This is a genomic window from Pseudomonas fluvialis (assembly GCF_014207935.1).
Taxonomy (GTDB): Bacteria; Pseudomonadota; Gammaproteobacteria; order Pseudomonadales; family Pseudomonadaceae; genus Aquipseudomonas; species Aquipseudomonas fluvialis_A.
Genome location: NZ_JACHLL010000001.1, coordinates 157,882 through 179,760 on the forward strand (window position 1 = coordinate 157,882; position 21,879 = coordinate 179,760).

The window sequence follows — 21,879 nt, forward strand, 5'->3', positions numbered from 1 at the left end:
ATGCCTCGCCCACTTCGTCTCCTGCTGCTTTTTGGCTTCCCGGCCCTGCTGCTGATGGCCATCGGTTACTGGAACATCCGTCCGGACAGCTTCATACAACCCCAGGAAACCAATACCCAGACAGCGCAAGACATCGACTTCTTCGTCGAAAACGCCTACAGCATTCAGTATCAGGAAGACGGCAAGCTACGCTACGAGATGACCGCCAAGCGCCTTGAGCATTTGAAGGCTCGCGATGTCACCCTGCTTCAGCAACCCGACCTGCAACTGTTCCGCGGCACCCCCTACCCTTGGCATGTACAAAGCCTGAAAGGCGAGGTCGCGCCCGGCGGCAAGGAAGTCGAACTGATCGACGAGGTGCGTATCGCCCGCACTGACGCCAAGGGCCGCCCGACTGTGATCACCAGCAGCCGCATGACCGTATTCCCCGAGCAGGAATATGCGCAGACGGCACAAGCCGTTAGAATTGCAGCGGCCAACGGCGTCACTACCGCCAAGGGAATGAAAGCGTATCTGCAAGACGGCAGGATGCTCCTGCTGTCCAACGTGAGAGGCCTGCATGAGGTTCGTTAACCCCCTCCCCCTTCTGATCAGCCTCGGACTGGCTGCTGCCAGCTCGACCAGCTGGGCCCTGCCCAGCGATCGCGATCAGCCTATTCGTGTGCAGGCCGACAGCGCCGAACTGGATGACAAGCAAGGCGTAGCCGTCTACCGCGGCTCCGTGGTCATCACCCAGGGCAGCCTGAAGATCACCGGCGACACCGTGACCCTGACACAGAATCAGACCGGCGACCTGGAAGTCTTCACCGCCGTGGGCAAGCCGGCCTATTACGAACAGCAACCCTCGGCGGACAAGCAGATCGTCAAGGCCTACGGCCTGACCATCCAGTACTACGCCAGCAACGAGCGCATTGTGCTGATCGATCAGGCCAAGGTGATCCAGGAAGGCAACACCTTCGAAGGCGAGAAAATCGTCTATGACACCCAGCGCCAGATCGTCAACGCCGGTCGCGCCACCGGCGCCCAGGTCTCAACTCCACGGCCGCGGATCGACATGATCATCCAGCCGAAGAAGAAAACCGAGCAGGCAGCACCCTGATGGCCACCCTGAAAGCCCAGCACTTGGCCAAGAGCTACAAAGGCCGCCAGGTGGTTCGCGATGTCAGCCTGAGCATCGACAGCGGGCAGATCGTCGGCCTGCTAGGCCCCAACGGTGCCGGCAAGACCACCTGTTTCTACATGATCGTCGGCCTGGTACAGGCCGATCAGGGTCGCGTCCGCATCGACGACAACGACCTCAGCCATCAGCCCATGCACGGCCGCGCCCGAGCCGGCATCGGCTACCTGCCGCAGGAAGCCTCGATCTTCCGCAAGCTGTCCGTGGCCGATAACATCATGGCCATTCTCGAGACCCGCAGCGACCTCGACCGCGCCGGTCGCCAGCAGGCACTTGAGGCTCTGCTGCAGGAATTCCACATCAGCCACATCCGCGACAGCCTGGGCATGAGCTTGTCCGGCGGCGAGCGGCGTCGCGTGGAGATCGCCCGCGCCCTGGCCACCAACCCGAAATTCATTCTTCTCGATGAGCCCTTCGCCGGCGTCGATCCGATCTCGGTCGGCGACATCAAGCAGATCATCCATCACCTCAAGGCCAAGGGAATTGGTGTACTGATTACCGACCACAACGTGCGTGAAACGCTGGATATCTGCGAAATCGCCTACATTGTGAATGACGGCCAATTGATTGCCGAAGGTAATGCCGAAACCATCCTGGCCAACCAACTGGTCAAGGATGTCTACCTGGGCCACGAATTCCGCCTGTAGCCTCTGGCACTTTTTCACTACAAGGACGTTGTCAAGCCTAGGCAAAGCCGCCGAGATCAGGCATATAATTTGCTTATTGGCGGCGCCCCGGCGCCCTGTAGTGGGTGGCGCAACAGCGCCAGCAGATAAGGTGCAAAGCTTCCTGCCATGAAACCTTCGCTAGTCCTCAAGATGGGCCAGCAGCTGACGATGACCCCGCAGCTGCAACAGGCAATCAAACTCCTCCAGCTCTCCACTCTGGATCTCCAGCAGGAAATCCAGGAGGCGCTTGAAGCCAACCCGATGCTGGAACGCCAGGAAGACGGCGACGACTTCGACAACAGCGATCCGCTGGCCGACGGTGATGAACTGGCCAGCGCTCCCGCCCAGGAAATCACCTTTCAGGACGCGCCTGCCAACGCCGAACTCCCCGATGAAAACCAGTGGTCCGAGCAGATCCCCAGCGAGCTGCCCGTAGATACCGCCTGGGAAGACATCTACCAGACCAGCGCCAGCAGCCTGCCCAGCAACGACGATGACGAGTGGGACTTCACCGCCCGTACCTCGGCCGGGGAAAGCCTGCAAAGCCACCTGCTGTGGCAGCTCAACCTGGCCCCGATGTCGGACAAGGATCGCCTGATCGCCATGACCCTGATCGATGCGATCAGCAACGATGGCTATCTGGAAGAAACCCTGGAAGAACTGCTGGAGAGCTTCGACCCGGAGCTGGACATCGAACTCGACGAGATCGAGGCCGTCCTGCATCGCATCCAGCAATTCGAGCCAGCCGGTATCGGCGCCCGTGACCTGCGTGAATGCCTGCTGCTGCAGCTGCGCCAGCTACCGGCCAACACCCCCTGGCTGAAAGAAACCCAACGTCTGGTCAGCGACTACCTCGACCTGCTCGGCAGCCGCGACTACAGTCAGATCATGCGGCGCATGAAGCTGCGCGAGGAAGAACTCAAACCCGCCATTGACCTGATTCAGCGCCTCAACCCCCGCCCGGGCTCACAGATCGAAAGCAGCGAGCCCGAGTACGTGGTGCCCGACGTGATCGTGCGCAAGGACAGCGGTCGCTGGCTGGTCGAACTGAATCAAGAAGCCATGCCGCGCCTGCGGGTCAATCCGCAGTACGCAGGCATGGTCAAGCGCGCCGACAGCAGTTCCGACAACACCTTCATGCGCAATCAGCTACAAGAAGCTCGCTGGTTCATCAAGAGCCTGCAGAGCCGTAACGAAACCCTGATGAAGGTAGCCAGCCAGATCGTCGAGCATCAGCGCGGTTTCCTCGAGTACGGTGAAGAGGCCATGAAGCCTCTGGTCCTGCATGACATCGCCGAAGCGGTAGGCATGCATGAGTCCACCATCTCGCGGGTGACCACACAGAAATTCATGCACACACCACGCGGCATTTTCGAGCTGAAGTACTTCTTCTCCAGCCACGTCAGTACCGCCGAAGGGGGTGAGTGTTCGTCCACCGCGATCCGCGCCATCATCAAGAAACTAGTGGCGGCGGAAAACGCCAAAAAGCCGTTGAGTGACAGCAAGATCGCTGGTTTACTGGAAGCACAGGGCATTCAAGTGGCCCGTCGCACCGTAGCCAAGTACCGCGAATCCCTCGGGATAGCGCCGTCAAGCGAACGCAAACGGCTGATGTGACGCGAGCAGAATCAACGCACAAGTGTTCCGGCGGCAGGCCTTCCAGCCTGCCACTTTCCACGGGAAACAAGGAGAAAGCGGTATGCAAGTCAACATCAGTGGACACCAACTGGATGTGACCGACGCCCTGCGCGACTATGTCGGCGAAAAGCTTGGCCGACTGGAGCGTCATTTCGACAAGATCACCAATGTTCAGGTGATCATGGAAGTCGAAAAGCTGAAGCAGAAAATCGAAGCCACCCTGCACATTGCTGGCGGCGAAATTGTCGCCAACGCCGAACACGACGACATGTATGCGGCAATCGACCTGCTCGCCGACAAACTCGACCGTCAACTGATCAAACACAAAGAGCGCCTCGTCGAGCGACAACAAGGCGCTGGTGCCCGTTAAAAACCAATGATCCAATTGCAGACCATCCTGACCCCCGGCCGTTCCCTGGTGAACGTGCCGGGCGGCAGCAAGAAACGCGTACTCGAACAGATCGCCGCACTGGCCGCCCGAGACCTCGGCGAGCTGGATGCGCACGATATCTTCGAAAGTCTGATCGCCCGCGAAAAGCTCGGTTCCACCGGCTTTGGCAACGGTATCGCCATTCCCCACTGCCGCCTGAGTGGCTGCAGCAGCCCCCTGTGTGCGGTTCTCCATCTGGAAGCGGCTGTCGATTTCGACGCCATCGATGGCGCGCCGGTCGACCTGCTTTTCGTCCTGCTGGTGCCGGAAGCGGCGACCGACGAACATCTCGAGTTGCTCCGCCAGATCGCCAGCATGCTTGACCGTGCCGACATCCGCGAACGCCTGCGCCAGGCCGCGGATAGCCAGGCGCTGTACCAGATTGTTGTCGACGCCCAGAACGGACTCTGAGTCATGCGCCTGATCATCGTCAGCGGCCGCTCCGGCTCGGGTAAAAGTACCGCTCTCGATGTCCTTGAAGACAACGGTTTCTACTGCATCGACAACCTGCCTGCTGGGCTCCTGCCGGAGCTGGCGGAACGAGCGCTGGTACATACCGAGCTGCTGCATCCGCAGGTCGCCGTGTCGATCGACGCACGCAACCTGCCCAGCCATCTGCAGCGCTTTCCGGAGCTGCTGGCCGAAGTCCGCGCCCGGCATATCCAAGTTGACGTGCTGTTCCTCGACGCCGAGGAAGGCACCCTGCTCAAGCGTTTTTCGGAAACGCGCCGGCGTCATCCGCTGACCAATGAGAACCGCTCACTGGCAGAAGCCATTCGTGACGAGGCGACGCTGCTGCACCCAATCGCCGACCTGGCGGACCTGCGCCTGGACACCACCAGTCTCAATCTGTACCAGCTGCGCGACGCCCTGCGCCTGCGTCTGCTCAACACCCCCGAGCCTGGCACCGCCTTTCTGGTCGAGTCATTCGGTTTCAAGCGAGGCATGCCAGTCGATGCCGATCTGGTCTTCGACGTGCGCTGCCTGCCCAACCCCTACTGGAAACCGGAGCTGCGCGAGCAGTCCGGCAAGGACGAAGCGGTCCGCGACTACCTGGCCGCACAGGCCGATGTCGAAGAGATGTACCAGGACATCCACGCCTATCTGCTGAAATGGCTGCCGCGTTTCGCCGCCAGCAATCGCGCCTATGTGACCATCGCCATCGGCTGCACCGGCGGTCATCACCGCTCGGTGTACATTGCCGAGCGCCTCGGCGCAGCCCTCAAACCCGCCCTGAAGAACGTGCAGATTCGCCACCGCGATCTCAGCGAATAAGGATCGACGGTAATGCCCGCCTGCGAAATCACCATCATCAACAAACTCGGCCTGCATGCCCGCGCGGCGGCCAAATTCGTCGGCATAGCGAGCCAATTCAGCTCGACAGTCCGCATAGGTCGCAGCGCTGAGAGCCAGGTCGACGGCAAGAGCATCATGGCCGTGATGATGTTAGCCGCCGGCAAGGGCACCACCGTGCATCTGCTGACGGAAGGCGAGGATGAACAGGCCGCGCTGGCGGCATTGATCGAACTGATCAACAACAGGTTCGACGAGGGCGAGTAGCGTCGCATCCCACGAAAAAGGGCGCCATTGGCGCCCTTTTTCGTGGCCGCTCAGAATCTAGCTGCCGGCCACCATCATCCGCTCCAGCAGTACCGAACCAGTGTGGATATTGCCTCGTCGCTCCACATCACCGCCTACGGCGACGATCTGTGCAAACATCTCGCGCAAGTTACCGGCGATAGTGACTTCATGAACGGGGAACTGGATCTCGCCATTTTCCACCCAGTAGCCTGCTGCCCCCCGCGAGTAGTCACCCGTCACCAGATTCAGGCCCTGCCCCATCAGCTCGGTCACCAGCAGGCCGCGCCCCATGCGCTTGAGCAGCGCGGCCTGGGACTCTTCACCGTGACTGACCTGCAGGTTGTGCACGCCGCCGGCATTGGCCGTGCTGGGCATGCCCAGCTTGCGCCCGGAGTAGGTGCCAAGGATGTAGCTGACCAGTTGCCCCTGTTCGACAAAAGGCTTGGCATAGGTCGCCAGACCATCACCATCGAACGCCGCACTGCCCAGCGCGCCACGCAGATGCGGCAGCTCATGAAGACTCAGCCAGTCGGGGAACAGTTGTTGCCCCAGAGCCCCTTCGAGGAAGGAAGACTTGCGGTACAGGTTGCCGCCGGAAATCGCTGCGAGAAAATGGCCAAACAGGCCGGTAGCCAACTCGGCCGCGAACAGCACCGGAACCTCGCCCGTCGGCACGCTGCGCGCGCCCAGCCGGGCCGCCGCGCGCTCTGCCGCGCGCCGGCCTATAAGCTCGGCCGCCTGCAGATCGTCGCCACGACGGGCCACGTCGTACCAGTAGTCGCGCTGCATCTGCCCATCGCTTTCGGCAATCATCACGCAACTCAGACTGTGCCGGGTACTGGCATAACCGCCGATGAAACCATGACTGTTGCCATACACACGGCAGCCCTGGTGAGTATTCAGGGTCGTGCCATCGGCCTTGCGCACCCGCGGATCAACCGCCATCGCCGCCTGCTCGCAACTCAGGGCCAGCTCTACGGCGCGCTCGGGCGGCAGCTCCCAGGGGTGATAGAGGTCCAACTCGACCAGCTCGCGGGCCATCAAATCCGCATCTGCCAGACCGGCGCAGTCATCCTCGGAAGCGTGTTTGGCAATCGCCAGGGCCGCGGCCACCGTCTCGCGAATCGCCTCGGAGCCGCTGGCCGAGGTACTGGCCGAGCCCTTGCGCTGACCGACATAGAGGGTCACGCCAAAACCCTGGTCGCGGTTGAACTCCACGGTCTCGACATCACCGTGGCGCACCGTGGTCGACAACCCCTGCTCAAGAGAAACCGCTACCTCGCAGGCCGTCGCGCCCTGCCGACGCGCCTCGGCAACAATCGCCTCGACCTGCTCCTGCAGGACCGGCAAGGCCTGGGGTCCGACACTGGCAACTGCACTCATAACCTACTCCGTTCCACTGACCGCTGCGCGGCCGGGCCGGACAAGCCGGCCCTGACTGGTTATCATGGCGGCGTTCCCCACTGGACCCGCCCCATGTCTGAAATGTATGACGATGACTTCTCTGGCGAGAAGAGCAAAACCCAGGTCAAGCGCGAGCTGCAGGCGCTGCAGGATCTGGGCGAGCGCCTGACCACCCTCAAGCCTGAGCTGCTGACCAAGCTGCCGCTCAGCGATGCTCTGCGCAAGGCGCTGGACGATGCGCCGAAACACAAGGCGCACATCGCGCGCAAACGCCATATCCAGTACATCGGCAAACTGATGCGTACCGCCGACGTCGAGGCGATTACCACGCTGATCGACCAGCTGGACGCCTCGACCCGTCAGTACAACGAGCGATTCCATGCCCTTGAGCGCTGGCGCGACCTGCTGCTGACGGGCAGCGATGAAGTGCTGAACAACTTTGTCGGTCAATACCCCGATGCCGATACCCAGCATCTGCGTCAGCTGCTGCGTCAGGCGCAGCACGAAGCGGCGCAGAGCAAGCCACCGGCCGCCGCACGCAAGATGTTCAAGTACATCCGCGAGCTGGACGAAACCCAGCGCGGCCTGCGCTAGGCTTTGCGGCTCGCCGCACCGGGGCAACATCAGGCCCCGGTCCCGCCTACGGTGATGGCATCGATCTTCAGAGTCGGCTGACCCACACCCACCGGCACCGACTGGCCATCCTTGCCACAGGTGCCCACGCCGCTGTCCAGCGCCAGGTCGTTACCGACCATCGACACTCGCCCCATCGCCTCCGGACCATTGCCGATAAGGGTCGCTCCCTTGACCGGGGTCGTGATGCGGCCATTTTCGATCAGGTAGGCCTCACTGGTGGTGAAGACAAACTTGCCACTGGTGATATCCACCTGGCCGCCGCCGAGGCTGGCGCAGTAGATACCCCGCTCCACCGACGCAATGATTTCCTGCGGATCACTCTGCCCGGCCAGCATGTAGGTATTGGTCATGCGTGGCATCGGCAGATTGGCATAGGACTCGCGTCGGCCATTGCCGGTGGCTGCCACGCCCATCAGTCGGGCATTGAGCTTGTCCTGCATGTAGCCCTTGAGCACGCCGTTCTCGATCAGCGTGGTGCACTGGGTCGGAGTGCCCTCGTCGTCCACGCTCAGTGAGCCGCGGCGATCGGCCAGGGTGCCGTCGTCGACGATGGTGCACAGGCTGGAAGCCACCTGCTCGCCGATGCGGCCACTGTAGGCCGAGCTGCCCTTGCGGTTGAAATCGCCTTCCAGACCATGGCCCACGGCCTCATGCAGCAGTACCCCGGACCAGCCAGGCCCGAGCACCACCGGCAGCGTGCCTGCCGGAGCCGGAACAGCCTCCAGGTTGACCAGTGCCTGGCGCACCGCCTCGCGGGCATAGTCCATGGCGCGGTTCTGTTCGCTGCCGGCCTTCTGCAGGAAATAGCGGTAATCGGTACGACCGCCACCGCCATGGCCTCCGCGCTCGCGTCGACCGTTCTGCTCGACGATGACGCTGACATTGAAACGCACCAGCGGACGAATATCCGCCGCCAGACTGCCATCCATACCCGCCACCAGCACACGATCCCAGACTCCGGCCAGGCTCACGGTCACCTGCTGAATGCGCGGATCGAAGGCACGCGTGGCCTGATCCACCTGCTTGAGCAACTCGACCTTTTCCGCACGGCTCAGTACATCCAGCGGATTGCCGTCGATATACAGGGCCGGCACAGACGCTGGCGCAAACGCCTGCACACGCCCCTGCTGCCCGGCACGGGCAATGCTGCGCGCCGCGCGGGCGGCCTGGCGCAAAGCCTCGGCCGTGAGACTGTTGCTGTAGGCAAAACCGGTTTTCTCCCCGGACAGGGCACGCACACCGACACCCTGATCCAGGTGAAAGCTGCCTTCCTTGACGATGCCATCCTCCAGCATCCATGACTCGGACACCTGGCCCTGGAAATACAGGTCGGCCGCATCGATGCCGGGGCCAGCCAGCTCGCCGAGTATGCCCTGCAGCTGATCGAGATCGAGTCCGCCCGGGCTGAGCAACTGCTCACTGACGATGGACAGGGGATTGTTCATGTTCACTCCGAAACGGCCGTCGTGCGGTCGCTACTGGTCAGACGGGAAATAGAAAAGCGCCGGTGCTGGCTGATCGGCATGCGCTGGCGAATCTCGGCCTGCGCCTGGGCATCGCGCGCGCCCAGCAGCACAGCTTCGCCTTCGGACTGCTCAGCCAGCACCACGCCCCAGGGATCGATGATGGCCGAGTGGCCAAAGGTCTGCCGCGGCCCCGGATGAGTGCCCCCCTGATTGGCCGCCAGCACATAGCATTGTGTTTCGATGGCTCGGGCACGGGTCAGTACATGCCAGTGTGCGGCGCCTGTCACGGCCGTGAAGGCTGCGGGCACGCTGATCAGCTCGGCGCCTTGTTCGCGCAGGGCGGTGTACAGCTCGGGAAAGCGCAGGTCATAGCACACCGACAGCCCCAGGCGCCCCACGGGCGTATCGGCCACCACCGCCTGGCCGCCATGGGCATAGTCATCCGACTCGCGATAGCGGCCACGACTGTCGGCCACATCGACATCAAACAGGTGCAGCTTGTCGTAGCGCGCCACACGCTGCCCCTGGTCATCCAGCAGCAATGAGCAAGCATGGGGACGAGCATCGGGCTGGCCATCGGGCGGCAGCGGGATGGTTCCGGCGACCAGCCACAGGCCCAGATCACGGCAGCTGTTACGCAGCCACGGCAGAATCGGTCCGTCACCGAGCGCCTCGGCCGCGCCCAGCGCCGGCAGGTCACTGCGGCCAATGGCGGCGAAGTTCTCCGGCAACACGGCCAGCCGGGCGCCGGCTTGCGCCGCCTGTTCCAGCAAGTGCCGAGCATCGCGCAGGTTCTGCGCCACGTCGGCCTGGCTGACCATCTGAATCACTGCAATCGTCATGACGTCTCGACTTCATTCACCCGACAGCCCTCAGACTGACACAGGCTTGCGTAGGCTGCTCAGGGTTTCTGCTGATCCGGCTTGAGGAAGCTGATCTGCGGGTTCTGCCAGGGTCCGTTGACGTGGTATTTCACGCTGGCCATCCGCGCCACCCGATCCCCGAGCAGCTTGTCGACCACGAACAGCGCCCCGCCGATTGCCGGTGCACCGGCAATCAGGGCCGCCAGCGGCAGGTTGTTGCTGACTGGCAGGGAGACCAGCAACTGCGCGTTGATCTGATCCCTGGCCATGTCCAGGGTGCCATCCAGCTCGACCTGAGTGGACGGTCCCTCGATACGCAGCGGCTCACGCGTGACGAAAACCCCCTGTGGACCTTCCAGGCGCACCTTCATGCGATCGTAGGCCAGCCCCTTACCGAACAGGTCGCTGAAATCCAGGCGCAGCCGGCGACCGATGGCGTTGAAGTTGAGCAGGCCAAATACCCGCAGGGCCTGCGCCCCGCCCTCGACCTTGCTGATCGCACCCTTGCGCAGGCTCGCGTCCAGAGTTCCGGAGAAGCGCTTGAGACTCAGGCCCGCCGGCGACCCGGGCCAGTCGCCGGCCACGTCCAGGCGAAAATGCTCGCTGCTGACCGTCGGCGCATAGCCCCAGGCCGCCAGCACGTCGCGCAGATTGGCTCCCGCCAGACGCCCCTGATAGCGGGTGCGCGAGCCTTCGACCTCCTGATTCCAGCTGAGCGTGCCGTTCAGCAGCATGCCCTTGAGCTCCAGCTGCAAATCGCTGAACTGACTACCCAGGGTCTGCGGGCGTGCCTTGAAACGCCAGGCCCCCAGCAACTCGTTACCGTAAAGAACCCTGGCCACCTGCACGTCCATGGCGGGCACCACACGGGGATCCACGCTGGCCAGGGGATCACGGCTCTCGGCATCCACACCCTTGAGCCCCTCGGACCTGGGCAGCGACAGATAGTCCAGACTCACCTGTATCGGCTCGCCTGCAGCATCCGCCACGCTGACCAGGCCCTTGGCCAGTGCGCTATCGACCCCCAGTTGCCAGGCACCGGCAGCGCGCTGCAGGGTCACGCCCACCTGTTGCTGGTCGATGCCAAAGCCGCGAAAACGGCCGATCTGCAGAGCCACGTCGGCCGCCACGGTGGGGCGTACGTCAGCCTGTGCATAGGGCTTGAGCGCCGCCTGCCAATCCTCCAGCGACAGTTCGGCCAGCTCGCCGCGCACGCGCAGCCCGGCCTGAGCCGGCAGCACGGCCTTGCCCGGACCAATCACCAGGGCAGTGGCGGCCTTGGCCCATTCGCCCGGCGGCATCTGCAACAGCAGACTGAGCTGCTCCGGCTGTTCCAGCTGGTAGCGGCGCTGCGCGCCGGCCAGGGTCATGCGCCAACGCGTCGTACGGAGCTCGTCAGCCGCCTTGCCAAAGGGTGGCGGCAGGTCGATGGCCAGCCCCTTAAGGTCGCTGTCGAGCGTGAGCAGGCTGTCCGCGCCCTCGATATTGAGCTGCAACTGGTAGGGCAGCTCACCCCGCAGTGGCAGCGGCTGGCTGACTGCCAGCCAGTCCAGTGCCGGCTTCAGCGGTGCCCGGCCCTGCACTTCGATGCGTGTACGCAGCCGCCCGGCGCTACCTTCGGCACGAATGCGGCCACGCACCTCATGCTCCAGCACCCGCGCCGATACCGCCGGGGCGCTGAGGCCCTTGGCCAGGTCGAAATTGAAATCGCCCTTGATCCGACTCAGCGCCAGGGCAGGACTGCTCAGCTGCAGACTGGCTGCCTCGCTGCGAAAGGCCACCTGCCCACCCGGCGCAGCCCCCGCCGCCAGCGGGATATCCAGCTGCAGCTTGGCGCTCAGCGCGCCCTGGCCACGCCAGTCGGCGAAATCCTGATTGGGAATCGGTGCCTCGCGCAGCGTGCGCAAGGCATCCTCGACACTGCTGTCCAGCTCGGCCTGCAGCAACAGGCGCGGCACCTGACCAGCGGCAACATGAGGCACATTGGCCACGGCCTGGCGCACCTGGCTGTCATGCAGCCGACCACTGCCGACGCGCACCTGCACGCCACTGTCCTCGACCCAGACCTCGCCCGCAGCCTGGCGTAATACCGGCCAGCCTGCCTGATAATCCAGCTCGGCATCGCTAACCTTGAAATACAGGCCAATACTAGTGGCCGCCGGGTCTGCGCCCTTCATCAGCGAGCCCTGGTACTCGAAGAATCCCTCCTCGATGCGTGCGCCACGAATCGCTTCGTCCAGCCACTTGGCCAATGCCGGGTTGAAGCCGGGCGAACGGCTCGGCAGATATTTCTTGGCGGCCTGCGCCTGGCCCTGACGCAGGCCAACGCGCAGGTCCATGTAGTCCTCAGCCAGCTCATCGCGCATCAAGCGTACGGTGAAATCACCGGCCAGCTCACCCTCGTCGCCGCGCAAACGAAGATAGGGACTGTTGAGCAGTAACTCCTGCTCATTCAGCTCCCATTTGAGCAGCGCACCGGCCTCGTGATAGCGCCAGAGTTCAGGGAACAGGGTGGTGAAATGCAGACCAAACGCCTCGCTGGCCAGACGCAACTGCCCCTGCTGCAGGTCGCCGCTGACGCTGCCGCTGACATTCTCCGCCGCCGGTGCCGTCTGCCAGGCGGAGACGCCGACCTGCTCCAGGTTGGCAGCAAATTCCAGGCGCTTGGCACCCTCGCGCTGTGGTCGCCAGTCCACCTGCAGGTTGCGCAGGGTACCCTGGGGACGTAGCGCCTTGAGCACTTCGCGGGCCTTATCCGGCAAGGGCGCCAGGGCGTTGACCGCATGGGCAATCGGCGCCAGTTGCAGCTCGTCGGCACTGATATGCCACTCGGCCTGCACCTCGGCGGTTTCATGCTGGTGTTCGACGCCCAGGACCACCGGTCCCCAGCGCCGCTTGTCGTAGGTCAGCCCCAGCTCTTCGACGACAAAGCGATACCCCGCCTCGGTATGGCGGAAATGCGCGGTAAAGCCCAGGTCGCTGAACTGCTGTGGGGTGTAGCTGGAATGACTGGCCTTGACACTGGGCAGGTGCAGACGTGCCACCGCGCCCTGCAGACGACCCTGCCAGTCCAGCCACAGCTCGCCGCCGCCCTTGAGCTCGGCAAAACGCCAGTCACGCAGCAGCTGCTGCGGCAACCACTGCGCCCAGTCACTTTGCGGCAGACTCAGGTAGAGCTGCGCCGGCGACTGCCGCCAATCCTTCACGTTCGGCCGCACCTTGAGCTGCAGGGCCAGTGGCTGGCCATCCGGCAGGGTCACCCGGGCATCCAGATGCAGACGGCGCCCCGTGTGCAGGGTAAAGCCCAGATAGGTCAGACTCAGCGGCTCCGCGTCCGGGCGCTGGATGATCAGTTGACTGTCGAGCAAAGTCAGGTGCTGGATCATGCCCAGCGCCGCCAGCAGCTGCGGCGGTTCCAGCGCCGCACCCGGCTGGCGGCTGGGTAAGCCCTGCAGCTGCCAGTCGCCCGCGGCATCCTGCGTCACGCGCAGCTGCAGGCCGGCTACTTCGAGATGACGCAGACGCGGTGAACGACTGAGCAGGCTGTCGAGCACGGCCGGCACCACGGCGATCTGCTGCAGCTGCAGGCCGCTCTGCCCATCGCCCAGCTCGACGTCGTGCGCCACCAGACGCGGAGCCAGACCACTCCATTCGCCCTGCAGACGACCGATACGCACCGGCAGCCCCAGCGCCTGACTGGCACGCTGCTCGACTTCGCCACGGTATTCGGCAACCAGCGGCGCCAGCTCGCGGCCCAGGCTGACATACAGCGCCAGCAGAACCAGGACAAACGCGGCCAGCCCGAGCAGGCCGCGCAACAGGCGGATCAGCCAGAGCCCCAGACGGCTCATGCAGCGGCGCCCTCAACCGGCATCAGAGCAGCACCACGTCATACTGTTCCTGGGAGTACATGGCCTCGACCTGGAACTTGATCGGCCGGCCGATGAAGGCCTCCAGATCGGCGACATTGCCCGACTCCTCGTCCAGCAGCCGGTCGATCACCTTCTGGTTGGCCAGCACCCGGTAACCCTCGGCCTGATACGCCCGCGCCTCGCGCAGAATCTCGCGGAAAATCTCGTAGCAGATGGTCTCGGCGGTCTTCAGGGTGCCGCGCGCCTGGCAACTCGGGCAGGGCTCGCAGAGCACCTGCAGCAGACTCTCGCGAGTGCGCTTACGGGTCATCTGCACCAGCCCCAGCTCGGTGATGCCGATGATGTTGGTCTTGGCATGGTCACGTTCGAGCTGCTTTTCCAGGGTGCGCAGCACCTGGCGCTGATGCTCTTCATCTTCCATGTCGATGAAGTCGATGATGATGATGCCACCGAGGTTGCGCAGGCGCAGCTGGCGGGCAATGGCCGTGGCCGCCTCGAGATTGGTCTTGAAGATGGTCTCTTCCAGCGTGCGATGGCCGACGAAGGCGCCGGTATTCACATCGATGGTGGTCATCGCCTCGGTCGGGTCGATGATCAGGTAGCCACCGGACTTGAGCAGCACCTTGCGCTCCAGCGCCTTCTGGATTTCATCCTCGACGCCATACAGGTCGAAGATCGGCCGCTCGCCCGGGTAATGCTCCAGACGGTCGGCCACCTCCGGCATCAGTTCATCGACGAACTGGGTGACTTTCTGGAAGGTCTCGCGCGAATCTATACGGATCTTCTCGATGCGCGAATTGACCAGATCGCGCAGAGTGCGCAGGGCCAGCGAAAGATCTTCGTAGATCACCGACGGTGTCTTGGCCGTCTGCATCTGACTGGAAATCTGCTGCCACAGGCGGCGCAGATAACGGATGTCGGCGAGGATATCCTCGGCCTTGGCGCCATCGGCGGCCGTGCGCAGGATAAAGCCGCCCGCCTCCTCGATGCCTTCGGCTGCCACGCAGTCGGTGACCACCTTTTTCAGGCGCTCGCGCTCGGCTTCGTCCTCGATCTTGAGGGAAATGCCGACATGGGCAGTGCGCGGCATGTACACCAGATAACGCGAGGGAATCGACAGCTGTGTGGTCAGGCGTGCACCCTTGCTGCCGATCGGGTCCTTGGTCACCTGCACCACCAGGCTCTGCCCCTCATGCACCAGGGCACTGATGGACTCCACCGCACTGCCTTCGCGACTGGATATCTCGCCGGCATGGATAAATGCCGCGCGTTCCAGGCCGATATCGACGAACGCCGCCTGCATGCCCGGCAGTACACGAACCACCTTGCCTTTGTAGATATTGCCGACGATGCCGCGCTTTTGCGTGCGTTCGACGTGAACTTCCTGCAAGACGCCGTTTTCCACCACCGCCACGCGGGACTCCATCGGGGTGATGTTGATCAGGATTTCTTCGCTCATGCTCAGCTCACATCTGCCAGCAGGGGATGCCGAATTCGGCCAGTAGGCTGGCAGTTTCGCACAGCGGCAGGCCGACCACAGCCGAATAGCTGCCACTCATAGCGGAAACGAACACGGCGCCCAGGCCCTGGATGGCATAGCTGCCCGCCTTGTCCAGCGGCTCGCCACTGGCCCAGTAGGCCTCGGCCTGCGCCGTACTGATCGAAGCAAAACGTACCTGGCTGGCCACCACCACGGAGGCACGGCGCGCGGCCGAACACAGGGCCACGGCCGTCAGGACCTGATGTTCGCGCCCGGACAGCGCCGCCAGCATGGCCAGCGCATCGGCGCGATCCTGCGGTTTGCCGAGAATCCGCCCATCCAGCACCACCGCCGTGTCGGCGCCCAGCACCACGGCATCGGCAGCCGGTTCTAGTCGCTGCAGGCCGGCCTGCGCCTTTTCCAGCGCCAGGCGCTCGACATAGGCGCCTGGATCTTCGGCCACTCGCGGGGTTTCATCGATGCTTGCGCTGACGCGCTGGAACGGCACGCCGATCTGGCCGAGCAACTCGGCGCGGCGCGGTGAAGCCGATGCAAGGAACAGGGGGGGCATGAACATCTCCTTGTCGGCGCCGCGCAACCGCTATCAGTTAACCTGCAGGCGTACGCGCAGGCCACGCAACAGGGTATGCACCCAGGGCCAGAGCAGCGCGCTGATCAGCACCGGATAGAGAAACTGCAGCGCCTCCGGCGGGCGATTGCCGGCCAGGGCAAACAGCCACAGCTGCACCAGCTGCGGGATACCGAACAACACCAGCAGCACCAGGCTCTGCTGCCACAAGGGGAACAGGCGCAGACGCTGATGCAGGGTCAGCACGAAAAAGGTGGTCAGCATCAGCACCAGGGCGTTCTGCCCCAGCAGGCTGCCATACAGCACATCGGCAAACAGGCCGAACAGCCAGGCCGCCACCATGCCCACACGGTGCGGCAGGGCCAGCACCCAGTAAGTCAGAAACAGCGCTAGCCACAGCGGGCGGCCGGACTCGAGAAAAGCCGGCATCGGCGCCACCGAGAGCAGCAGCGCCAACACCAGGCTGAGCCAGATCACCCAGCCATTGCGCGATCTAGTTTCGACCATTGCGGTTCTCTCCTGTGGCGGCCGGAGCAGCGGGCGCCGGAGCTACGGCCGGGGTCGGCGCTGCCGCCTCCTGCCTGGCCGCCGCATCACGATCGGCCGCCTCCTGGGCTTCTGCCGAGTCGGTGGCACGCTGTTCCGGTGTGCGCTGATCGCTGAACACCAGCAACAGGTAGCGGCTGCGACTCAGGGCGGCGGTCGGCTCGGCACGAACAATGGCAAACGGCTGGCCCGAGTCACGCACCACTTCCTTGACGATCGCCACTGGGTAACCGGCCGGGAAGCGCTGGCCCAGGCCGGAGCTGACCAACAGATCGCCTTCCTTGATGTCGGCCGTGTCGGCGACATGCCGCAGCTCGATCAGCCCCGGGTTGCCCGTGCCGTTGGCGATGGCACGCAGGCCATTGCGGTTGACCTGTACCGGAATGCCGTGAGTCGCATCAGTGAGCAGCAACACGCGCGCACTGTAGGGCATGACCTCGACCACCTGGCCCATCAGGCCGCGGGCGTCGAGCACCGGCATGCCCAGGCTCACGCCATCCTTGCTGCCCTTGTCGATGATCACCCGCTGGGTGAAGGGGTTAGGATCGACGCCGATCAGCTCGCTGACCAGCACCTGCTCATCGACCAGCTCGGCGGAATTGAGCAGCTCGCGCAGACGCACATTCTGCTCGGTCAGCGCCGCCAGCTTCTGCAGGCGCCGTTGCAGCAGCAGGGCCTCGGCCTTGAGCTTCTCATTCTCGGCCAGCAGCTCGCTGCGACTGCTGATCGACAAGGTCATGTCTTCCCACAGCCGAGTGGGCAGATCGGCCAGCCAGTACAACGGCGTGGCCAGCAGGCCGATCTGGCTGCGCAGCGGCTTGAGGGTATCGAAGCGCGCATCCACCACCATCAGGCTGACCGACAGCACGGTGAGCACCAGCAGGCGCACCCCGAGCGAAGGACCTTTCACGAATAGCGGTTTGATAACGGCATCTCCCATTGCATGTCGGCACAAATGCAAAGCCGGAAGTCAGGCTTCCGGCTTCGGTATTGCAACGCCAGGCTTACTCGGTGGAGAGCAGCTCCAGGGTGTGGCGCTCCATCATTTCCAGGGCCTTGCCGCCACCACGGGCCACGCAGGTCAGCGGGTCCTCGGCAACGATCACCGGCAAGCCGGTTTCCTGCGACAGCAGCTTGTCCAGGTCACGCAGCAGCGCGCCCCCACCAGTCAGCACCAGGCCACGCTCGGCGATGTCGGCAGCCAGTTCCGGCGGCGACTGTTCCAGGGCGCTCTTGACCGCCTGAACGATGGTCGCCAGGGATTCCTGCAGCGCTTCCAGCACCTCGTTGGAGTTGAGGGTGAAGCTGCGCGGTACGCCTTCGGCCAGGTTGCGGCCACGGACGTCGATTTCACGCACTTCGCCGCCCGGGAAGGCAGTACCGATTTCCTGTTTGATGCGCTCGGCAGTCGATTCACCGATCAGCGAACCATAGTTGCGGCGCACATAGGTGACGATGGCCTCGTCGAAGCGGTCGCCACCGACACGCACGGATTCCGCATAAACCACGCCATTCAGGGAGATCAGCGCAATTTCGGTGGTACCACCGCCGATATCGACGACCATCGAGCCACGCGCTTCTTCCACCGGCAGGCCGGCTCCGATGGCAGCCGCCATCGGCTCATCAATCAGGTACACCTCGCGGGCACCGGCGCCGAGGGCCGATTCCTTGATGGCGCGGCGTTCAACCTGGGTCGACTTGCACGGCACACAGATCAGCACGCGCGGCGACGGCTGCAGGAAGCTGTTCTCGTGCACCTTGTTGATGAAGAACTGCAGCATTTTCTCGCACACGCTGAAGTCGGCGATCACGCCATCCTTCATCGGGCGAATGGCCTGAATGTTGCCCGGGGTACGGCCGAGCATGCGCTTGGCTTCGGTACCGACCGCCACCACGCTTTTCTGCGTACCGACGTTGCGAATGGCGACCACGGAAGGCTCGTTGAGGACGATGCCGCGCTCGCGCACATAGATCAGGGTGTTGGCGGTACCCAGGTCGATCGACAGATCGCTGGAAAACATGCCACGCAGTTTCTTGAACATGGGATGGAAAACCCTAGACAGAGCGTGAAAAAACGCTGGGTAAAAAAGTGCGGCAAACTCTATCAACCAGCGGCCTTTTGGGCAACCCGCGCGCTGTGGTAGATTGCCTGTTTTTCCGGGCCTGATTGGCCCGTCAGCACGGCGTTTGACCGCCTGCCTGGCACATAGTTGCCCTGCCTGTTTTTTTGCCTGGTCACTCGCAGGCCTTCCTTTGGAGACTCCCGATGGCGCTTGAACGCTCCGACGTGGAAAAAATCGCCCATCTGGCCCGCCTGGGCCTGACCGAGGCGGAAGTTCCGCAAACCACCGACACCCTCAACAACATCCTCGGCCTGATCGACGCCATGCAGGCCGTCGACACCACCGGCATCGAGCCGCTGGCGCACCCGCTGGAAGCCACCCAGCGCCTGCGCGCCGACATGGTGACCGAAACCAACCAGCGCGAGGCCTACCAGGCCATTGCCCCGGCCGTGGAAAGCGGCCTGTACCTGGTGCCGAAGGTGATCGAGTAATGAGCATGCATGAACTGACCCTGCGCCAGATCGCCAGCGGCCTGGCCAACAAGGACTTCTCCGCCACCGAGCTGACGCAAAGCCTGCTGGCACGCATCCAGGCGGTCGACCCGCAACTGAACAGCTTCATCACCGTCACCGAAGAGCTGGCCCTGAGCCAGGCCAAAAGCGCCGACGAGCGCCGCGCCGCCGGCGAGAATGGTGCCCTGCTCGGCGCGCCGATCGCCCACAAGGACCTGTTCTGCACCCGCAACGTGCTGACCAGCTGCGCCTCCAAGATCCTCAGCGGGTTCAAAGCACCCTACGATGCCACCGTAGTCGAGAAGCTCGCCGCAGCCGGCACCGTGACCCTGGGCAAGCTGAACATGGACGAGTTCGCCATGGGCTCGGCCAACGAATCCAGCCACTTCGGCCCGGTGAAGAACCCCTGGGACCTGACCCGCGTGCCGGGCGGCTCCTCCGGCGGCTCGGCTGCCGCCGTGGCCGCACGCCTGATTCCGGCCGCCACCGGCACCGACACCGGCGGTTCGATCCGCCAGCCGGCCGCGCTGACCAACCTCACCGGCCTCAAGCCCACCTACGGCCGCGTATCCCGCTGGGGCATGATTGCCTACGCCTCCAGCCTCGACCAGGGCGGCCCGCTGGCCCGTAACGCCGAGGACTGCGCCCTGCTGCTGCAGGCCATGGCCGGTTTCGACCCCAAGGACTCGACCAGCGTCGATCAGCCGCTGGATGACTACCTGGCCGCCCTGAGCCAGCCGCTGGCCGGCCTGCGTATCGGCCTGCCCAGGGAATACTTCGGCGCCGGCCTCGACGCGCGCATCGGCGAGAAGGTACTGGGCGTGGTCGAAGAGCTGAAAAAGCTCGGTGCCACGGTCAAGGAAATTTCCCTGCCGAACATGCAGCATGCGATTCCGGCCTATTACGTGATCGCCCCGGCCGAAGCCAGCTCCAACCTGTCGCGCTTCGACGGCGTGCGTTTCGGCTACCGCTGCGAGAACCCGGTCAACCTCGAAGACCTGTACAAGCGCTCGCGCGGCGAAGGCTTCGGCACGGAAGTGAAGCGCCGCATCATGGTCGGCACCTACGCCCTGTCCGCCGGCTACTACGACGCCTACTACATCAAGGCTCAGCAGATCCGCCGCCTAATCAAGAACGACTTCGTCGCGGCCTTCAACGAGGTCGACCTGATTATCGGGCCGACCACACCGAACCTGGCGTGGAAGATCGGTGAGAAGAATGCCGACCCGGTTTCGGCCTACCTGGAAGACATCTACACCATTACCGCCAACCTGGCAGGCATCCCGGGGCTATCCATGCCCGCCGGCTTCGTCGACGGTCTGCCGGTCGGCGTGCAACTGCTGGCGCCCTACTTCCAGGAAGCACGCCTGCTGAATGTCGCCCATCAGTACCAACAGGTTACTGAGTGGCACACACAAGCACCGACTGGTTTCTGAGGACGACACACATGCAATGGGAAACCGTGATCGGGCTGGAAATCCACGCCCAGCTCAGCACCCAATCGAAGATTTTCTCGGCCAGCGCCACCACCTTCGGCGCCGAGCCCAACACCCAGGCCAGCCTGGTTGACCTCGGCATGCCCGGCACCCTGCCGGTGCTCAACGCCGAGGCCGTGCGCATGGCCTGCAAGTTCGGCCTGGCGATCGACGCGCACATCGCGCCGCACAACATCTTCGCGCGAAAGAACTACTTCTACCCGGACCTACCCAAGGGCTACCAGACCAGCCAGATGGATCACCCCATCGTCGGCAAGGGTCATCTGGACATCAGCCTGGAAGACGGCACTGTCAAGCGCATCGGCATCACCCGCGCACACCTGGAAGAAGACGCCGGCAAGAGCCTGCACGAAGACTTCCACGGCATGAGCGGCATTGACCTCAACCGTGCCGGCACGCCGCTGCTGGAGATCGTCTCCGAGCCGGATATCCGTAGCGCCAAGGAAGCGGTGGCCTACGTCAAAGCCATCCACGCCCTGGTGCGTTATTTGGGCATTTGCGACGGCAACATGGCCGAAGGTTCGCTGCGCTGCGACTGCAACGTCTCGGTACGACCAAAGGGCCAGGCCGAGTTCGGCACCCGCGCCGAGATCAAGAACGTCAACTCGTTCCGCTTTATCGAGAAGGCGATCAACCACGAAGTGCAGCGCCAGATCGAGCTGATCGAGGACGGCGGCCAGGTGGTGCAGGAAACCCGTCTGTACGACCCGAACAAGGATCAGACGCGCTCCATGCGCAGCAAGGAAGAAGCCAACGACTACCGTTACTTCCCCTGCCCGGACCTGCTGCCGGTGGTGATCGAGCAGAGCTTCCTCGACGAAGTGCGCGCCAGCCTTCCGGAACTGCCGGTGCAGAAGCGCGAGCGCTTCGAGGCGCAGTTCGGTCTGTCCGCCTACGACGCCACCGTGCTGGCCGCCAGCCGCGAGATGGCCGACTACTTCGAGGCCGTCAACAGCGTATGCGGTGATGCCAAGCTGGCCGCCAACTGGGTGATGGGCGAGCTGTCCAGCCTGCTCAACAAGGACAACCTGGAAATCGACCAGTCGCCGGTATCCGCCGAACAGCTGGGCGGCATGATCCTGCGCATCAAGGACAACACCATCAGCGGCAAGATCGCCAAGATGGTGTTCGAAGCCCTGGCCGCCGGTGAAGGCGCCACCGCTGACGAGGTGATCGAGAAGAAAGGCCTCAAGCAGGTCACCGACTCGGGCGCCATCGAAGCGATGCTGGATGAAGTGCTGGCGGCCAACGCCGAGCAGGTCGAGCAGTACCGCGCCTCTGATGAGGCCAAGCGCGGCAAGATGTTCGGCTTCTTCGTCGGCCAGGCGATGAAGGCCTCGAAAGGCAAGGCCAACCCCGGCCAGGTCAACGAGCTACTGAAGAAAAAGCTCGAGTCCTGAGCCTGAATCAACGCCGGGCTCGCCCGGCGTTCTTCTCTCTGGAGAACCTGCCCGATGC

21 protein-coding genes are annotated in these 21,879 nt (G+C 63.7%); 12 read left to right on the plus strand and 9 right to left on the minus strand.

All coding sequences use genetic code 11. The annotated features are described in order from the left end of the window. The 8 genes from lptC (at position 1) to HNP49_RS00805 (ending at position 5,473) form a co-directional block, all read left to right on the plus strand. On the plus strand, positions 1-573 hold the full coding sequence (gene lptC, locus HNP49_RS00770) for an LPS export ABC transporter periplasmic protein LptC (RefSeq protein ID WP_184679747.1): 573 nt from the start codon (positions 1-3) through the stop codon (positions 571-573). After that, positions 560-1,099, plus strand: a complete 540-nt coding sequence (gene lptA, locus HNP49_RS00775; RefSeq protein ID WP_184679748.1) for a lipopolysaccharide transport periplasmic protein LptA — start codon at positions 560-562, stop codon at positions 1,097-1,099. The genes lptC and lptA overlap by 14 nt, the downstream gene beginning before the upstream one ends. Then, positions 1,099-1,824, plus strand: a complete 726-nt coding sequence (gene lptB, locus HNP49_RS00780) for an LPS export ABC transporter ATP-binding protein (protein ID WP_184679749.1) — start codon at positions 1,099-1,101, stop codon at positions 1,822-1,824. Before lptA ends, lptB begins: the two co-directional genes overlap by 1 nt. 147 nt (positions 1,825-1,971) lie before the next feature. After that, complete coding sequence (locus tag HNP49_RS00785) at positions 1,972-3,462, plus strand: RNA polymerase factor sigma-54 (RefSeq protein ID WP_184679750.1); 1,491 nt, start codon at positions 1,972-1,974, stop codon at positions 3,460-3,462. A gap of 82 nt (positions 3,463-3,544) precedes the next feature. Beyond that, a complete protein-coding gene (gene hpf, locus HNP49_RS00790) occupies positions 3,545-3,853 on the plus strand; it encodes a ribosome hibernation-promoting factor, HPF/YfiA family (RefSeq protein WP_184679751.1) in 309 nt (102 codons plus the stop codon). Positions 3,854-3,859: 6 nt separating this feature from the next. Beyond that, entirely contained in the window at positions 3,860-4,324 is a 465-nt protein-coding gene (gene ptsN / locus HNP49_RS00795) for a PTS IIA-like nitrogen regulatory protein PtsN (protein WP_184679753.1), read from the plus strand. A gap of 3 nt (positions 4,325-4,327) precedes the next feature. Next, positions 4,328-5,188 (plus strand): RNase adapter RapZ, encoded by an 861-nt coding sequence (rapZ, locus tag HNP49_RS00800; protein ID WP_184679755.1) that lies wholly within the window; start codon positions 4,328-4,330, stop codon positions 5,186-5,188. A gap of 12 nt (positions 5,189-5,200) precedes the next feature. Continuing rightward, positions 5,201-5,473 carry an HPr family phosphocarrier protein gene (locus HNP49_RS00805; RefSeq protein WP_184679757.1) on the plus strand — a complete coding sequence of 91 codons (273 nt, stop codon included), beginning with the start codon at positions 5,201-5,203 and terminating at the stop codon, positions 5,471-5,473. A 57-nt stretch (positions 5,474-5,530) separates the two neighbouring features. On the opposite strand, the gene pmbA is transcribed toward HNP49_RS00805, so the two are convergent. After that, positions 5,531-6,877, minus strand: coding sequence for a metalloprotease PmbA (pmbA, locus tag HNP49_RS00810; RefSeq protein WP_184679769.1), 1,347 nt, complete (start codon positions 6,875-6,877; stop codon positions 5,531-5,533). A gap of 93 nt (positions 6,878-6,970) precedes the next feature. Between pmbA and yjgA the strand changes: the two genes are divergently transcribed. Next, positions 6,971-7,492, plus strand: a complete 522-nt coding sequence (yjgA, locus tag HNP49_RS00815; protein ID WP_184679771.1) for a ribosome biogenesis factor YjgA — start codon at positions 6,971-6,973, stop codon at positions 7,490-7,492. Positions 7,493-7,521: 29 nt separating this feature from the next. Here the strand turns inward: yjgA and tldD are convergent, their stop codons facing one another. From tldD to mreB, 8 genes are all read right to left on the minus strand, one after another. Then, on the minus strand, positions 7,522-8,979 hold the full coding sequence (tldD, locus tag HNP49_RS00820; protein ID WP_184679782.1) for a metalloprotease TldD: 1,458 nt from the start codon (positions 8,977-8,979) through the stop codon (positions 7,522-7,524). Positions 8,980-8,981: 2 nt separating this feature from the next. Further along, positions 8,982-9,842 carry a carbon-nitrogen hydrolase family protein gene (locus tag HNP49_RS00825; RefSeq protein ID WP_184679783.1) on the minus strand — a complete coding sequence of 287 codons (861 nt, stop codon included), beginning with the start codon at positions 9,840-9,842 and terminating at the stop codon, positions 8,982-8,984. Between the two features lie 59 nt (positions 9,843-9,901). Beyond that, positions 9,902-13,714: a YhdP family protein gene (locus HNP49_RS00830; protein ID WP_184679784.1), complete on the minus strand. Its 3,813-nt coding sequence runs from the start codon at positions 13,712-13,714 to the stop codon at positions 9,902-9,904. Positions 13,715-13,736: 22 nt separating this feature from the next. Further along, a complete protein-coding gene (gene rng / locus HNP49_RS00835; protein WP_095940441.1) occupies positions 13,737-15,194 on the minus strand; it encodes a ribonuclease G in 1,458 nt (485 codons plus the stop codon). Positions 15,195-15,201: 7 nt separating this feature from the next. After that, the gene (locus HNP49_RS00840; protein ID WP_184679785.1) at positions 15,202-15,786 is read right to left on the minus strand and encodes a nucleoside triphosphate pyrophosphatase; all 585 of its coding nucleotides are present in this window, start codon (positions 15,784-15,786) and stop codon (positions 15,202-15,204) included. Positions 15,787-15,819: 33 nt separating this feature from the next. Then, positions 15,820-16,311, minus strand: a complete 492-nt coding sequence (gene mreD, locus HNP49_RS00845; protein ID WP_184679786.1) for a rod shape-determining protein MreD — start codon at positions 16,309-16,311, stop codon at positions 15,820-15,822. Next, the gene (gene mreC, locus HNP49_RS00850; RefSeq protein WP_409372520.1) at positions 16,298-17,227 is read right to left on the minus strand and encodes a rod shape-determining protein MreC; all 930 of its coding nucleotides are present in this window, start codon (positions 17,225-17,227) and stop codon (positions 16,298-16,300) included. The genes mreD and mreC overlap by 14 nt, the downstream gene beginning before the upstream one ends. Positions 17,228-17,354: 127 nt before the next feature. Continuing rightward, complete coding sequence (gene mreB, locus HNP49_RS00855; RefSeq protein WP_095940437.1) at positions 17,355-18,392, minus strand: rod shape-determining protein MreB; 1,038 nt, start codon at positions 18,390-18,392, stop codon at positions 17,355-17,357. Positions 18,393-18,616: 224 nt separating this feature from the next. On the opposite strand from mreB, the gene gatC reads away from it, so the two are divergent. From gatC to gatB, 3 genes are read left to right on the plus strand one after another with little or no spacing between them, the layout of a single operon-like run. After that, positions 18,617-18,904, plus strand: a complete 288-nt coding sequence (gene gatC / locus HNP49_RS00860) for an Asp-tRNA(Asn)/Glu-tRNA(Gln) amidotransferase subunit GatC (protein WP_184679789.1) — start codon at positions 18,617-18,619, stop codon at positions 18,902-18,904. 5 nt (positions 18,905-18,909) lie between these two features. Further along, entirely contained in the window at positions 18,910-20,361 is a 1,452-nt protein-coding gene (gene gatA / locus HNP49_RS00865; protein ID WP_184681107.1) for an Asp-tRNA(Asn)/Glu-tRNA(Gln) amidotransferase subunit GatA, read from the plus strand. An 11-nt stretch (positions 20,362-20,372) separates the two neighbouring features. Then, positions 20,373-21,821 carry an Asp-tRNA(Asn)/Glu-tRNA(Gln) amidotransferase subunit GatB gene (gene gatB / locus HNP49_RS00870; RefSeq protein ID WP_184679791.1) on the plus strand — a complete coding sequence of 483 codons (1,449 nt, stop codon included), beginning with the start codon at positions 20,373-20,375 and terminating at the stop codon, positions 21,819-21,821. Positions 21,822-21,879: the final 58 nt, after the last annotated feature.

Bases quoted from the DNA above. Each gene is read 5' to 3' on its own strand.
- HNP49_RS00805 (WP_184679757.1), top strand. From the start codon at position 5,201: ATGCCCGCCTGCGAAATCACCATCATCAACAAACTCGGCCTGCATGCC.
- HNP49_RS00825 (WP_184679783.1), bottom strand. From the start codon at position 9,842: ATGACGATTGCAGTGATTCAGATGGTCAGCCAGGCCGACGTGGCGCAG.
- hpf (WP_184679751.1), top strand. From the start codon at position 3,545: ATGCAAGTCAACATCAGTGGACACCAACTGGATGTGACCGACGCCCTG.
- yjgA (WP_184679771.1), top strand. From the start codon at position 6,971: ATGTCTGAAATGTATGACGATGACTTCTCTGGCGAGAAGAGCAAAACC.
- HNP49_RS00785 (WP_184679750.1), top strand. From the start codon at position 1,972: ATGAAACCTTCGCTAGTCCTCAAGATGGGCCAGCAGCTGACGATGACC.
- HNP49_RS00830 (WP_184679784.1), bottom strand. From the start codon at position 13,714: ATGAGCCGTCTGGGGCTCTGGCTGATCCGCCTGTTGCGCGGCCTGCTC.
- rng (WP_095940441.1), bottom strand. From the start codon at position 15,194: ATGAGCGAAGAAATCCTGATCAACATCACCCCGATGGAGTCCCGCGTG.
- ptsN (WP_184679753.1), top strand. From the start codon at position 3,860: ATGATCCAATTGCAGACCATCCTGACCCCCGGCCGTTCCCTGGTGAAC.
- rapZ (WP_184679755.1), top strand. From the start codon at position 4,328: ATGCGCCTGATCATCGTCAGCGGCCGCTCCGGCTCGGGTAAAAGTACC.
- pmbA (WP_184679769.1), bottom strand. From the start codon at position 6,877: ATGAGTGCAGTTGCCAGTGTCGGACCCCAGGCCTTGCCGGTCCTGCAG.
- tldD (WP_184679782.1), bottom strand. From the start codon at position 8,979: ATGAACAATCCCCTGTCCATCGTCAGTGAGCAGTTGCTCAGCCCGGGC.
- HNP49_RS00840 (WP_184679785.1), bottom strand. From the start codon at position 15,786: ATGCCCCCCCTGTTCCTTGCATCGGCTTCACCGCGCCGCGCCGAGTTG.
- gatB (WP_184679791.1), top strand. From the start codon at position 20,373: ATGCAATGGGAAACCGTGATCGGGCTGGAAATCCACGCCCAGCTCAGC.
- mreD (WP_184679786.1), bottom strand. From the start codon at position 16,311: ATGGTCGAAACTAGATCGCGCAATGGCTGGGTGATCTGGCTCAGCCTG.
- mreB (WP_095940437.1), bottom strand. From the start codon at position 18,392: ATGTTCAAGAAACTGCGTGGCATGTTTTCCAGCGATCTGTCGATCGAC.
- lptB (WP_184679749.1), top strand. From the start codon at position 1,099: ATGGCCACCCTGAAAGCCCAGCACTTGGCCAAGAGCTACAAAGGCCGC.
- lptA (WP_184679748.1), top strand. From the start codon at position 560: ATGAGGTTCGTTAACCCCCTCCCCCTTCTGATCAGCCTCGGACTGGCT.
- gatA (WP_184681107.1), top strand. From the start codon at position 18,910: ATGCATGAACTGACCCTGCGCCAGATCGCCAGCGGCCTGGCCAACAAG.
- gatC (WP_184679789.1), top strand. From the start codon at position 18,617: ATGGCGCTTGAACGCTCCGACGTGGAAAAAATCGCCCATCTGGCCCGC.
- lptC (WP_184679747.1), top strand. From the start codon at position 1: ATGCCTCGCCCACTTCGTCTCCTGCTGCTTTTTGGCTTCCCGGCCCTG.